The sequence below is a fragment of the Paenibacillus sp. J22P15 genome, from assembly GCF_056269345.1.
Genome location: NZ_JBWDNT010000001.1, coordinates 415,425 through 429,176, shown reverse-complemented (window position 1 = coordinate 429,176; position 13,752 = coordinate 415,425). Strand labels below are relative to the sequence as shown.

The 13,752-nt window shown below is 45.9% G+C and carries 10 protein-coding genes; 1 reads left to right on the top strand and 9 read right to left on the bottom strand.

Annotation, left to right across the window (positions count from 1 at the left end):
• Positions 1-5: 5 nt before the first annotated feature.
• The 6 genes from AC0YN6_RS02040 to AC0YN6_RS02015 form a co-directional block, all read right to left on the bottom strand.
• Positions 6-1,859, bottom strand: a complete 1,854-nt coding sequence (locus AC0YN6_RS02040) for a hypothetical protein (protein WP_475744732.1) — start codon at positions 1,857-1,859, stop codon at positions 6-8.
• Between the two features lie 87 nt (positions 1,860-1,946).
• On the bottom strand, positions 1,947-2,846 hold the full coding sequence (locus AC0YN6_RS02035) for an ABC transporter permease (protein ID WP_475744731.1): 900 nt from the start codon (positions 2,844-2,846) through the stop codon (positions 1,947-1,949).
• Positions 2,843-3,775, bottom strand: coding sequence for an ABC transporter ATP-binding protein (locus AC0YN6_RS02030; protein ID WP_475745509.1), 933 nt, complete (start codon positions 3,773-3,775; stop codon positions 2,843-2,845). Before AC0YN6_RS02030 ends, AC0YN6_RS02035 begins: the two co-directional genes overlap by 4 nt.
• A 92-nt stretch (positions 3,776-3,867) precedes the next feature.
• Complete coding sequence (locus AC0YN6_RS02025; RefSeq protein WP_475744729.1) at positions 3,868-6,246, bottom strand: hypothetical protein; 2,379 nt, start codon at positions 6,244-6,246, stop codon at positions 3,868-3,870.
• Between the two features lie 300 nt (positions 6,247-6,546).
• Positions 6,547-6,858 (bottom strand): YbjQ family protein, encoded by a 312-nt coding sequence (locus tag AC0YN6_RS02020; RefSeq protein ID WP_475744727.1) that lies wholly within the window; start codon positions 6,856-6,858, stop codon positions 6,547-6,549.
• A gap of 92 nt (positions 6,859-6,950) precedes the next feature.
• Positions 6,951-7,286 (bottom strand): DUF3889 domain-containing protein, encoded by a 336-nt coding sequence (locus AC0YN6_RS02015; protein WP_475744725.1) that lies wholly within the window; start codon positions 7,284-7,286, stop codon positions 6,951-6,953.
• A 158-nt stretch (positions 7,287-7,444) separates the two neighbouring features.
• On the opposite strand from AC0YN6_RS02015, the gene AC0YN6_RS02010 reads away from it, so the two are divergent.
• Complete coding sequence (locus tag AC0YN6_RS02010) at positions 7,445-7,951, top strand: hypothetical protein (RefSeq protein ID WP_475744723.1); 507 nt, start codon at positions 7,445-7,447, stop codon at positions 7,949-7,951.
• Positions 7,952-8,135: 184 nt separating this feature from the next.
• Here the strand turns inward: AC0YN6_RS02010 and AC0YN6_RS02005 are convergent, their stop codons facing one another.
• From AC0YN6_RS02005 to AC0YN6_RS01995, 3 genes are read right to left on the bottom strand one after another with little or no spacing between them, the layout of a single operon-like run.
• The gene (locus AC0YN6_RS02005; RefSeq protein ID WP_475744722.1) at positions 8,136-9,719 is read right to left on the bottom strand and encodes a SagB family peptide dehydrogenase; all 1,584 of its coding nucleotides are present in this window, start codon (positions 9,717-9,719) and stop codon (positions 8,136-8,138) included.
• 59 nt (positions 9,720-9,778) lie between these two features.
• Positions 9,779-11,719 (bottom strand): TOMM precursor leader peptide-binding protein, encoded by a 1,941-nt coding sequence (locus AC0YN6_RS02000; protein ID WP_475744720.1) that lies wholly within the window; start codon positions 11,717-11,719, stop codon positions 9,779-9,781.
• Positions 11,716-13,596, bottom strand: coding sequence for a putative thiazole-containing bacteriocin maturation protein (locus AC0YN6_RS01995; protein ID WP_475745508.1), 1,881 nt, complete (start codon positions 13,594-13,596; stop codon positions 11,716-11,718). Before AC0YN6_RS01995 ends, AC0YN6_RS02000 begins: the two co-directional genes overlap by 4 nt.
• Positions 13,597-13,752 lie beyond the last annotated feature (156 nt).

Sequence of the window (13,752 nt, the reverse complement as noted above, 5' to 3'; positions counted from 1 at the left end):
CTCCATTATCGGTTCGGTTGTATTTGATCAAAATATTGCTTTACCTTCTCCTGCATACTGTCTGGCAGCTGTGATCGTCCAAGAGACTGCTTAGCCTCTGTGGCATACTCGTTATATACATCCTCATAGGGGCGTGTCATTCCATCTACCATCGGAGATTGACCTCCCGTTTCTGTCTGGCCTCCCGTAGATGGACCGCCATCCTGCTGCACATTACCGGAGCCTTCCATACTCCTAGGCGTTGTAATTAAGTTCCTGCTTCCAATACCCACTCCTGCTCCGGGACCAGATCCAGAGCCAGAGCCAGATCCGGAGCCAGAGCCAGATCCAGAGCCAGAGCCAGTGCCAGAACCAGAGCCGGAACCAGAGCCAGATCCAGATCCAGATCCAGAGCCAGTGCCAGTGCTAGAACCGGAGCCAGAGCCAGTGCCAGTGCCAGAGCCAGTGCCAGAACCAGAGCCGGAGCCAGATCCGGAGCCAGTGCCGGAACCAGAGCCAGAGCTAGAGGAATTGCCAGGTTCAGAACCTGAACCTGAGCTTGCCCCCGAGCTTGCCCCCGAGCTGGCGCTAGCTCCAGCTGCCGATCCCGAGGTGCCGGAGGCGGAGCCTGCTGATCCGCCCATACCTGCGGCGGCACCTGCCCATCCCGGCGGCACCGCTGCGCCTTGCGCGGCAAGCTGCTGTGCCAGCTGCTGCCCGCTTTGCCCGAGCTGGCCCGCCATAGACCGGGCCAATTGCTCCAGCTCGCCCTGCGATAATTCGCGGGCGAGCGCTTTCTCCAGCGCGGCGAGACCATCGCCGGCGCCGTCGCCATCCGGGGCGGCTTCGCCGTCCGCCCCGGTATCACCTGCGGCGCGCGCTTGCTGCGCCGCCTGTTCAAGCGCCGCCGCAAGCTCAGCGGCGCTCTCTTCCTGCGGCTGCTCTGCAGCCAGCCGCTCAAGTGCACTCGCCAGCGCTTCGCGCTCCGCTGGCGACAAGCGCTGCAGTTGCGATCGCATATCGTCGATCGCTTGCTGCATGCCTGCGGCGTCTCGGTCTTGCAAGGCTTGACCGAGCTGCCGCAAGTTAGGCTCTTTGCTCATCGCATTCGCCGCAGCTTCCATTCGCTTCGCGGCTTCTTTCGCTGCCTCGGCAGCTATCTCAAGCTCGTTAATTACAGCCTCCAGCTGCTCTAACGCTTCTGCCGCGTCACCGCTCTCCGCATCCAGCTTGCTGCGGAGCTCCTCCAGCGGCTTAAGCAGCTCCTCCTGTGCATCCTTCGGCAGCTCCGCGGCTTCGACAAGCTCGGCGAGCTTCTCCGCTTCTTTCTCCAGTTCTTCAAGTCGTTCCTTCGCCTCTGAAAGTGCTTCCGCCCGCTCATCAAGCCGATTGGGCATGACAAGCAATACTCCGAGCACAAGCCAGATTGCAAATGCGGTGTAAACGAGCAACCGCCAGCTGCGCCATGCTGGCCACGGCAGTGAAGAACGAAGTCCGCTCACATATTTCTCGGCGGCTTCTGTTGCTTCTTCTCGTTGTATCATGATAATAGGATGGAACTCGGCACCTTCACGCTGCAACCCATCGAGAGCGGTTGAAATCGCGTCCTCAGTAGCCAATCGATCCATCGTTCGAGCTGCTTCTCTTAATGAAGCACGCTTCCACACACCAACTGCCGCACCAATCACTAATCCTGCAACAACAACGATGAGCAATAATAACCTAACATGCAGAATAGGCCAGAGCCTGCTTGCACCAAGCAGCAAAAGGCCAGCAGCACTGCCACCAAGCAAACCAAGCAGCACATATCTGCTCACCTTAAACATCGTCAACCTGCGTCTAACGGGCCGAAGCAGCTCAATCAATGATTTCTTTTGCATTACTGTCCTCCTAAAGGTTTTGCGTAGCAAAACCTAACTTCGTAAGCATTATTTGCGCAGCAAAACCTTTCTTCACAAGCATCATTTTCATTTCAAACGAGGACGGAGTCCACGGATTCCGAGCCATAAAGCAAGAACGGAGAGCAGCGTATAAATTATGACAAACTCCTGCCACAATTGGAGCGGCGCATGCTTGCCCGGCGGGTTGCCCATATTTACCGTAAACGCTTGCTCCGAAATGGATGGGTCAAGAATACTGTACAAAGCAGCAGCTGGATTCCATGCAATAACATGACCAATCCAGCTAAACGAAGTCGAATTAGAGTGATTCATTTGATCGGTTACCCCTACAAGCACAAAAAATATTAATGCTGTTCCGGCAAAAATAAATAATGTTACACCATACGTCACAATGACAGCGATCATCGTTCGTTTGAACAGCGATGAGAATAATATTCCGAAGGAGCCTAGTACGAACATGATGAACAAATAAAACAAAAATACTAGAATGAGTTGTTTAGGCGAAATACCGCCATACAAAAAAACCATGCTATACACAGGAATCGTACTGATAACAATCAACACCATAAAACTCAAAGATGATACTAGCTTGCTAAGCACGATGGTTGCAGAGCTTTGCTGCGTCGTTAACAACAAATTGAGCGTCTGCTTCTCGCGTTCTCCGCTTATGACACCTGAAGTAAGACCTGGAGCCATGAAAGCAATTAATCCTAGCTGTGCCATACTCAGAAAATAAAATAATATTTTGCTCTCCTCCGGATTAAATGAATGACCGCCGCGAGATGACACTTGCATTAAATAAATCGCGCATAACGCCATTAACCCGATTGCAAATAAGTAGGAGAACAACGTCCACATCGTACGAGGAGTTCTCATTCTCAGCTTGAATTCTTTGTTCAATACAGGATTAATAAGCTTATTACGCCAGGTTATTCTATCCGGTCTAGCTACAGCTTGCTCCTTCATTCGAGACCGTCGCCTCCTTTCGTAATTTCCAAAAAGACATCCTCAAGATTCGTTTGCGCTTCGCTAAATGAGATAAGTCGAAATCCCTCAGCTACCAGCTCATGAAGCAGCTCTGACTGCTCTGCGTCTTGACCGCTGAAATGGATCTGAATCCCATGCTCATCTCGCAAGAGCCGGTTTACATAAGGGCGCTCACGCAAGAACTCCTCCGCCTCTGCTTCTCGATCTTGCAGCCTTACATGCAAAAACCGTTTTACTCGCAATCTATTCTGAATTTCTGCGACATTTCCGATCGCAATCATTTCTCCATGTTCAATTACACCAATTTCATCCACCATTTCTGCTAGCTCAGGTAAAATATGAGATGAAATAATGATCGTCTTGCCCATAGCCTTTAATTCCCGTAATATTTCCCGCATTTCAATTCGTGCACGCGGATCAAGGCCAGAAGCCGGCTCATCAAGAATTAGCAGCTCAGGATCATGAACGAGGCAGCGAGCCAGGCAAAGCCGCTGCTTCATCCCGCGAGACAGTGTATCCACGTATGCATCTTTCTTGTCAGTTAAATTGACCAGCTCCAGCAGCTGTGATATCAGCAGTTCCCGCTCCGCCTTCGGAATACCATAGCTGGCTCCATAAAAATGTAAATATTCTACCGTTTTAAACTGGTCGTATACACCAAAAAAATCCGGCATGTAGCCAATACGCTTACGAACCTCATGCGGATGTAAGGTCACATCAAAGCCATCAACTTTAGCTATGCCTGAAGTCGGTATCATTAACGTTGCCAGAATGGACATCGTCGTTGATTTACCTGCTCCATTCGGTCCAACAAATCCAAATACCGTTCCTTTCGAAATCGTTAAATCAATGGATTTAAGCGCTTGAAAGGTGCCAAACGTTTTGGTAAGCTGCTTGATTTCGATCATCGGCACTTCGAGCTGCTCATTCATTTCTGTTTCTAACGGAGCCTTCTTAACCACTTCAACATTGATCACTTCTACTTCACTGCTTTTACTCCTCATTTCTGCAGCTCTCCTTCCAAAGCAATCTGCGGTAAGCGCGTATCTGTAGAACCACTAATCGTATACTTCATCCGCAAAATTTGTTTGTTGATCATATAATCGTTCGGCGCTGCGAGTGCTTCACTCATATCAGTCCATGTGCTTGTTTTCTCATTCCATACGGTCAATTTCAAATTTGAGGACGCAGCCGAACCATCAGTAATAATATCGAGCTTGTCGTAAATGACCTCTACACTATTTGGCAGAACATATTCAAATATAAGCTCACCTTCATTAAGCGTATAGTTTCCATTTCCATGATCTATGAGTTCCTTTAGCGCATTCTTAGTGGTGATCGGATTAACGAGACCAATCGGCACAATTACACGGTTTCCATCCACAAAGGAAGTATCCACTTTTTGAACCCATAGCTTTAAATTATCTGTTTTTATCGACTCGCCGTTTACCTTGTAATTCTGCTCATCATCCATGCTAAAACCAACCAACATAGGATCAATAGCATTAATACCGCCTTTACCCGAATTCACATAGTCATCAACAAGTTGTCGCTCGCGACGAAAGTTGTCTACCCTACTATTTGTAGGATATGGAAACATCATCTGTCCATATGGGTAATAACCAGAAAAATACATAGAATTATTCGTTATCGTCGTCTGCCCGCTATCTCCTTGCTTCAAATCACCAATAAGCTGTGCTTGTCCATTGATCAATAAGGTTACATTCGTTAGATCCGTCTTCGTATGATTCGAGGCTGTAGCTTCAATACCAAGCTTGCTTTGCTTGTAAGCAATGGTTAACTGCCCGGTTTCACTGCTCATCATCCGTTTATCCATCCATACCTTGCGTGTTGACCAATAAGGAACAGAACGCCACACCGCTTTAGTAGATTGATTTCCTGAAATGATTTGAGTATTGCCATCCGATGAAAGAGTGTTGTTTTGATTATTGTTCATATAAGGAATGAGATTTATTTTTTCATCAAATGCAGCTGTCAACGTACCTCCATTCGGTACGAACACTGCAGTAGCACCAAATCGCACCGCATTCCCTTGTCCTGTCAGCTCGATGATCTCAATCGTATGGGCAGATAGATTGCGTTTATCTTCAGCCCCAAAGAAAAAGATTGCAAATCCTGTAATGACAGAAAAGACGGGTATAAGCCACCATGACCATTCTCTGCGATCCGTTTTAGCTAAAATAATATAAAGCACAGGGGCAACAATAATCATGTAACCGATAAACATAATCATCAAAAGCTGAAAATTAGGTGGCTTAATCGAAGGAAACTCGTCGATTATATTTTGAATATTCCAAAACATATTATCCGCCATCTGCACCATACCAGGCTGCAAAGGTGTCAACGTATTTTGCAGCAGCTTTGCCCATAGCATCGCACTTCCAGCCCATGTGGACAAAGGCTCTAGTGAAGGATCGAAGGCGACATACATCACATTTCCGAAACCATGCTGACGCGATGCGACTAGAGTCATATCAGCCTCGACTAGCTCTGACCTGCTTTCTTTAATACGACCGGTGGAGACAACAATTGGCGTCTTAATATCTAGTGGCGTACCGCTGTAGCTGGCAAGCGCTTTCGCACTGGTTATATCGGATGTGCCAGTCGCTTCAAACGGAGCTATTTTTTTAAAAGCTTCTGCTGTTTTGCTATAGCCAGCTCCTCCGGACAACATAAGCGTTCCGCCCTGCTGCACCCAATCACTGATAGCCTTGATTTGGGGTTCGCTCCAATCTGAGGTAGCGACATCATTTATAACAAGCGTATTGAGTACTCTAAGCAAAGCAGGATCATTCGGCAGCTCGTTCACATCTATGGGTATGACCGTTATATCATAGCCTCGTTGATTTAACGTCGGCATGAAATTTAAAGTATCTGGATCACGAGAAATAACGCCTATCGTATAGCTCGATATCTGTTTTACATCTACATAATCTTTGCCAATTATCGGTATGATCTTGCCCGATTGATAGGAATCCTTATAAAATCGAATTTTATTATTATTTTTATTAAGCACTTCACCTGAAATGGATGCTGATAATTGTATAGAGGTTCCCTTAGGCAGCTCAGCAGCTATGACGATGTCACTACTTGAGCGCGTGCTTGGGCCAAAGATCGAAATGACAACCTCACCTTTTAAATCTGCCGCCGTATTGTTTTTAAGTGTAAGTCTAACGGGATACCATTCGTTTTGTTTCATGAAGCCTTGAATACCGACACTCGTTTCGAGCTCAATTCCACTATCCGATGGAGCTGCTTGTACCTTTCCAGCCACTCCAAAGAAAGCAGCAGCGACCAAACAGAAAATAATTGCTAACGCTGTTGTCCGAGTTCTATTAATTATAAATCGGTTCACCATTTGACCCCTCTCTCTACTTGTTATTCCAATTTGTGGATATCCTTATTTTAACGAATTTAACAATGAAATTGTTGCATATATATCCAAAAATTTTTAATATTGCAATTTTGGAAAATAGAATACTTCAAGGAGTCAATGGGTTGAACTGCTCTATTTACACGAGCAACGACATATCGAGCAAATAAAAGCGCTGAAAGCGCTTAGCTAATTGGACAAATTAAAAAAAACGACGAAATTCGACTCCATAAGCATCGCTTATGAGAATCTACAATTCATCGTTTTCTGAAAAATAATATTTACTTACAAACGAACGGCCGTTCCGCTAACTGCAACCATCAGCATTCCTTCACGGATTACCTCATAATCAATGTCAATTGCAACGACAGCATTTGCTCCAAGCCTTGCTGCCTGATTTTTCATCTCCTCAATTGCAATGTCACGAGCTTCCTTTAGTTTGCTCTCATAAGCACCCGAGCGGCCGCCGACGATATCTGTGATGGATGCAAAAAAATCACGAACAACATTTGCTCCCATAATAGCCTCGCCTGTAACGATTCCTACATAATCTTGAATAGGGCGTCCTTCAATTGTTGGTGTTGTTGAAATTAACATGGTTATGCTCCTTTCGCTTCATTCAGAAGCGTTTAATCAGTACATTTTCTTATATTACCTACGGTTGAACGTCCAGCATGATTCAAAAATTTTCAATTCTCCAGCTCTTTCATCTTAACAGCGATAAGCTTATCCGTTTCCGTACTGACCCTAAAGGTAACTCGAACGCTAAATTTTTTTGCATCTTTATTTAACAGAAGTACAAAGCTCTCCTCGGATTCTCCATTCGAAAGGGTTTTCCTACCTTCATATTTGTAATCAACGATAGAAGCATCCCCATAAGTCTTTGACGTTTCTTGCATAGCTTGCTTTCCCCACTTCGCGTAGGATGGCTCCGCATACTGGAAAGCTTCTTCCGTTGCGGTCATTTCCGAATGTGTAAAGCTCAGCAGGAGGAACACAGCTTTGATTACAATATTTCTGATCATGTTGGCGACCACCTAGTTCGTAGATTGTGATACAACTAGCGTCACCCGCTTCGTTTCGTCCTATTCTTATTTGTTTAGGTTTTCGCCCAATTTATAGGGATAAGTGCCCCTTTTTTGTTCGAAGCATATTGTAAAGTATGATTAAAAGGAGGCACACCATGATACGTAATCAATCTTATATGCAACAAGCGGCTGTTATGCCCGAGTATTACCAACAGATGCAAATGAGCCCTAACCAACCCGTATTGGGTACTCAAACTGAGAATACTCAACCTGCAAAAGCTCCATATCATTGCTGCGTTGATTTGAGTCAAATGCATCACTTTCCGATGATGCACGATTTCTATCCTATGCATGACTATCATGAAATGCATGACTTCCATAGTATGCATCACTTTCATCACATGATGGATGACCTCCATCCAATGATGCATGACATGTGGGATGACCATATGTTCCATGATCATCATCACCCACATGATGGATGGGAGATGAGTACGCTAGACTATCATCATGCTTGGTTCCATCCAATGATGCATCCAATGATGATGCACCCGATGCATCATCACCCTCATCATGTCTGTTTTCCTGTTACGTGCCAACCTGCCGATGTGCAGCAACAGCAACAGCAGCAGAAGCCGGCAGCCGAACAGACTTACGGTTAAAACGTCAATACATGAGGCCGTCTCAAAAAGGGTTAAATTTTTTAAGTTAATTACGATTGAATTGGCTTGAACTATCACGAAAACGGCCCTGCAGGTCTAAGCCCGCATGGCCGTATTTGGTTTTTTATCGATCGCTAATTTCTTCAGCAGATTGTGGGCAAGGGAAGCCCCATCTTATAAAACATTATTGCCCCAAACCTCCCTCGAGCCGAGAGCGTGATCGACACGGTCCGACCGGAATTTGAATCAGACTCGTAAGTCCAGCCGAAACGCTTCCGTAAAGCTCATTAATGAAAGCAGCATCGAATCCTAGCAGCGGTCGTCCCCCCATCTCAGATGCGCCTGCGGCGAGCAGAAGACGCTGCACGAGCATCCCTGCCTCCATTTGTTGAATTCGATATCCACGATAGCCAAACTCAGTTTGGAGATGGCCGAAATCACCCGTCACATGAAAGCAAAGCGGTACCTGAAATAAATTCACATTATCCAATGACATTCCTTGTTGAAGCCATGACCTTTGATCTCCGGCACGAGCAAGCTGCAAAGCATGTGCTGTGTCATCATAGCGATATGCTCCATCACGAATGCCTTCAACACCATAAAAGCAGCCATACAACGTTAAGCGAGACGCCTTGCTCGTGCATGAACCATCCAAATCATTTCGATACTTAAAGGATTCCATAATCTCTTGTAAAAGCATCGATAGTTTTGTTTCACTTACCGTTTGCAAAACAAATTCATTTTCCGGTGAATAACGCTGTCTGCAAACCGAAGCCAAATCATAGGAGAGCCTATTCACTTGAGGCAGTATATAATTATCTCTTGAAAGCAAAGCTTTATTAACATCTGGTCTTAGCTGCTTAAACGCTTGCGCCGAATCGATAATAGATGCTTCATTCAGCTCGATGAGCAGTGGATATTCCGTAACCTTTCTAGAACGCATGTAATGCTCATGCCTAACTGCAGCGATACTTTTGCATAATTCAGCTGCCGACGTGAGCTTATCAGCTTCCACATCATGATGAAACCACTCTAAATTAGAATCTGTCGCAAGGGGAATCACGGCATATGCACTCTCTTCACTCTCCGAAAGCCCAAGCAAATGATTAATAGCACGGTCGAGAAACTGAAAGTACACCCCCGTCTCAAAGTCATAACGCTTCGCAACCTCAAGCAGCTGACCTATAAGCAGACCTGCGTCCAGCCCCTGTAATCGATATGAAAAATTGTTGTATTTATAATAGTTTTTCCAAAACATCGTTGATACGAATGCGGCTCCGAAGCAGCCTGCTAAGTCGCAGCGATTGCCAAGAGCCTTGCTCAAATAAAGATCAAACTGACCTTCACGCAGCAAAATCAAACGATGATGGGCCACATCATAATGATAGATCCCGCAAGGCATATCCTCCAGCTTCAAATAAAGATAAAGCTCGCTCGGATATAAACCTCCTCCTGAGGGTACAAAACGTCTGCACAGCTGCATGGCGCTATCCCAATCTTCCCCTGTATTTTGTTCCAAGACTGATTGGCTAAGTTGTGCGAGCCCAAACGTATACCAGAGAAAATGACCTATCGCTCGAAGATTTGGCTTCGAGCGATCCCGCTTCCGCTCTAATGTAAGCGGAACGTCAGCAGGGAGTGAAAACATAGGTAAATTCCGATAAAGTTTATAAGGAAGCGGGGCATCCTCCCAATCGATTTCCACATCTTTAGGTTTGGTTTTGTCTGGGTCGTATTGCAATTGGTGCAAAAATGCTTTTAGAGTCATCTCTCCTCCTCCTAAGTCCTTCCTCTATGGAAGCCGCATTAAATAACGACAGGAAAAACTTATGGAAACGGATGTGGATTAGAATTAATTTGTTCGGGTTGAAGCGGCTCCTTCGTATATCCAAGTTCTGCTGGAATTCGGTTGACTCTCTCCAGCCCTGTCAAGCGGACAAGATGATGTCCAAACGTCATCGGAAGCATGCCGGGAATGAGCACCTTTACACAATGAAGCCCGTTTCTCAGCGTTTCAGGCGTCGTCTGATTTACAACGATCACTTCTAATTTGAGCTCGCGGAATTTTTGAAGAAAAACCTTTAGCTCATCCGTCAAATCCACAAACTTTGTTTTTGGTTTGAATTCCTCTTCAAACGTACGAAGTGGACGATCATTTTGAAGTAAAAAGTGCAGTCGTTCCTCCGCTTCCTTCAAACTGTACAACATCGAATGATCATCCATTTGCTTAACTAGAAAAGGATCATGCAGCATTTGTTCATAGTGCGCCCGGTTCTCCTCTAATTTTTCATCTAATGCCAGCAGCATCCCTGCTACCTCGTGGATCGCACCTTTCGCCGCACGTACCGGATCAGGATGAGCTCCACCCGCACAAATCATATTTACGCCGGAATCCCCTCTGTTCTTAGCAAGTACCCAGACACTCGGAATGCCGTGCTCCATAGTCGAATTGAATATATACACATCATAATTGACGACATCCCGTAATCGCTCCACCATTAAATTCAATTCAAGATCGCCAGAGGAATACGGGTCAATAGGAACTAACGGCAGCTGCGCATACCATGTCATTAGAAAAGAATCTCGTTCAATTACTTCCAAAATTCCGTAAAAAATAGCCTCCTCCAAGCTTCCGCCTAATGCACAGCCATTTGAGGTTTCATAGACAAAGCCATGTCCGCAGCCCGAGCTGTAATAAGCGAGCAGCTCCGGTACGAGAATAGGCCGCTCCTGGAGGAAGGAATAACCCCATACCCAATCGATTGGCCTGCTGGCATCAAATGGACGGAACGGAAAGTCAGGCCGCTCATAAAGCTGCCTCTCATGTACACCAACCCGTTCGGGATCAAGAGCTATCTCCTTCAAATGATCATAGCTGTCATGAACCACCGACCTTTTTCCACGCGGCGACATACCGCAATAACGCTCCAGACCTTCCAAAATAGCAGTCATTTCACTGTCAGCATAACAATGTGTTCTCCCTGCACAGCCTTCATCCCCCGAGAACATCGGTAAATTTATGCTTGAGTCCGCAAATGGCGACATCAGGTCGATCATTTTCCCGTTCAAAAAGCCCGTCCGAATGTCCATATAATCATCAGCCAATATCGCTTTCAGCTCTACCATTGAACGAGTGCGATAACTGTTTTCGCTGATTTTCGGGCTTGGCTGGAGCTCTATTCGCGAAGCTATAGCAGAATCATCAGGTATTTGACCGCATACCGGACAAAGAGGATCCGGCAAATAAAAATGAACTGAGCTATTGAGTGTTTGCAAATGGATCAGCATGATGTGATTAACAGTTTGAGCACTGGAACCTGTAAGAACCTTTTTGGCCTCTGCTGCAACAAGATGAGCCATATGCAATAGTCCGCTGCTCGAAGTCCAAATATCCGGATAGATCTCGCCATGCATCAGCAAATGCTGCAGCTCCCACGATTCCTTGCGGTCATTCCCAGCCATTAAGCGCCTCAGATCAGCGCATTGCGAGCATCCTGCCTTTCCTGGCATAACTAACGGCCCGATTACCCCTTCACCGAATGATACAAACCCGCGAAGCCACGGAGTACCAGTGTGAGAGAACATTTCCTCCGCCATGAGATGAGAGGCGGGGTCATAACCATCATTCAACACAAGTGCAAGTTCAGACGCTTCTGGAACACCAGCTGCCAAATCCTTCACTCTTATAAGCAAATATTTTTCTGATAATAAATCACATACAAAGTCTGCGAGCTCACCCTCACCAATAACCGCAACTATTGCACTCACTCCTCATCCTCCTCTCGAAGCGAAATGCCGTATGCTCCCGCCAGCTCCTCTTTCAAAAAAGGTTCAGAGGTCAAGTCATATACAAAAATACTCTTTCGGTTGCTTTTTAATTGCTGTAGCGCTATCTGCAAAACCTCTCTATGCTGAAATGGATCGTTTGTCGGAATCATGACATCCTCTGACTTCGCATGACTTTGTTTTACAAAAGAGCATCGATAGGTGTTCGTCGTAAAATTAGCTTCTTTATTTTGAACATCCAGTAAAGCATGCTGTAATGCTCTTCGCAGCGCCCTTGTTCGATTAAGATCAACAGCGTCATACCAGCAATCGTTTGTCTTTACCCACATAACAGGGAAACCTAATACATCCTCACTCATGCCAAATGACGGAGCTCCTCGCAGCGTTGTCAACGCATTTATGAAATAGCGGCAGCGATCATCCTCCACATGACTAAGATGCAGCTCCGTTATAGAAGGTGCATTAGCTTCATACCTTCTTATCCTCTCTTCTGACAAACACTTTTGCAGTCCGCGGCAAATGCCTTCCTCAATCGTCTCACCTGCCCCTACACAGAGCAGTTCCGCCATGCGTGATACATAAGCCTCGATCCCAACTAGCCCGGCCTCCCGCCTTGCCTCTTCGTGTCTAATACCGTTACATACGATTTCTCCAAGCAGTATCGCCGGACCTTCTGATCGTGGATCTACTGACTGCACACGGCACTGAGACAACGGCAGCTGCCGCAGCTCCCCTTCCTCCCAAGTATGGAAAATACCTGTTTCATTCGATGTTAAACGGCTAAAGTAAGGAAGCAAGCCACTCGAATCCTTATTCACCGAATCCTCCTGGAACAGAAGTTCTAAATCAACTGTCCTCTCTGAGATGACTTGAGCACCTGCTAAAGGATGTGGAAGAAAGGAATGCCACTTCCCTTCCAGCGTCTCCAGATTCAACAGAAACAATTTATTGTTCTTCTCCGATTTCGATACTTCAGCAGCGGATTTTAGCCATTCGAAGACGATAATGTTTGCCAGCAGCGATTCTGTAGTCGAGGAAGCTGTACTCACTTGTGGATCTATATACAGAGCAGAATGATGGATTCTGCGCCATGCCGATTCCCAATCCCCCTCCAAACTTGGATATGAGAGTGGAACCGCTATACCTGCTTGTTCCAGCATAACGGCTGGCAGCAGCGCCTTGTTTTCTTTTCGACAAATTTCATCAAGCAATCTTATTTCGGATAATGCATCCTGATCAGACACGAAAAGTATTGCGTCAAATGGCTGTACCACCTTATTCCAATCCACTCCGACCTTATTCTGCAGGCTGATCTCGTCCACCCTGACTTCCTGATCGAACTTGCGATAATGTTCAGATAGCTCCAAAATTCTCTTGCGATTCGTCGTTTCAGGATTTTTAATCAACATGTGGAATTGAGGCAATCCAGACTCTAATAATGACTTCACCAGTGAAATCAAAAAAGAGCCAGACCCAACAACGAGCACGCTGGACTGACGATATTTCTGAAAGCGGTAAGCGCCTGAGCCATCAAAACTGTCCAAAAATTCAATTTGAGAGGCATACTTTTTAACAATTCCATCATGCAGCTGGTGTGGCTGATCCCTGCTCACATCCTGAACATAGCCGTTCTTATACAACACTTCCGCGATCTCATACACATGTGCACGGTATTGATCCGTTAATCCATCCGTTAAATCATGCATGGTGTGTTCTCCATTAAATACCGGTATTAATTTCTCAATCCATTGATCAATCGTACTGCCTTCCATCCGAAACGAACCAATATTGTTTCGAAAATAGACACTTCCGTCCGAGCTTGGGAGAAAAAAAGTATCTCCTCTCACTTTAAGGCGCATAGAAGGATCCAAATTTCATACCTCCTTATTATGAAGTCTGACTGGTCATAACTTGATTTCTCTATAAAGGTATGTATGGCTATTTGTCCGTCATACCAGCACTTGCATAGAAAGAACGCCCCTGTGAGCTGAATGGCCTACAGGAGCGTCTTGAAC

Excerpts from the sequence above, each read along its gene's own strand:
- AC0YN6_RS02020 (WP_475744727.1), bottom strand. The coding sequence starts at position 6,858 with ATGTTAATTTCAACAACACCAACAATTGAAGGACGCCCTATTCAAGAT.
- AC0YN6_RS02040 (WP_475744732.1), bottom strand. The coding sequence starts at position 1,859 with ATGCAAAAGAAATCATTGATTGAGCTGCTTCGGCCCGTTAGACGCAGG.
- AC0YN6_RS02035 (WP_475744731.1), bottom strand. The coding sequence starts at position 2,846 with ATGAAGGAGCAAGCTGTAGCTAGACCGGATAGAATAACCTGGCGTAAT.
- AC0YN6_RS02025 (WP_475744729.1), bottom strand. The coding sequence starts at position 6,246 with ATGGTGAACCGATTTATAATTAATAGAACTCGGACAACAGCGTTAGCA.
- AC0YN6_RS02005 (WP_475744722.1), bottom strand. The coding sequence starts at position 9,719 with ATGACTCTAAAAGCATTTTTGCACCAATTGCAATACGACCCAGACAAA.
- AC0YN6_RS02015 (WP_475744725.1), bottom strand. The coding sequence starts at position 7,286 with ATGATCAGAAATATTGTAATCAAAGCTGTGTTCCTCCTGCTGAGCTTT.
- AC0YN6_RS02010 (WP_475744723.1), top strand. The coding sequence starts at position 7,445 with ATGATACGTAATCAATCTTATATGCAACAAGCGGCTGTTATGCCCGAG.
- AC0YN6_RS01995 (WP_475745508.1), bottom strand. The coding sequence starts at position 13,596 with ATGCGCCTTAAAGTGAGAGGAGATACTTTTTTTCTCCCAAGCTCGGAC.
- AC0YN6_RS02030 (WP_475745509.1), bottom strand. The coding sequence starts at position 3,775 with ATGATCGAAATCAAGCAGCTTACCAAAACGTTTGGCACCTTTCAAGCG.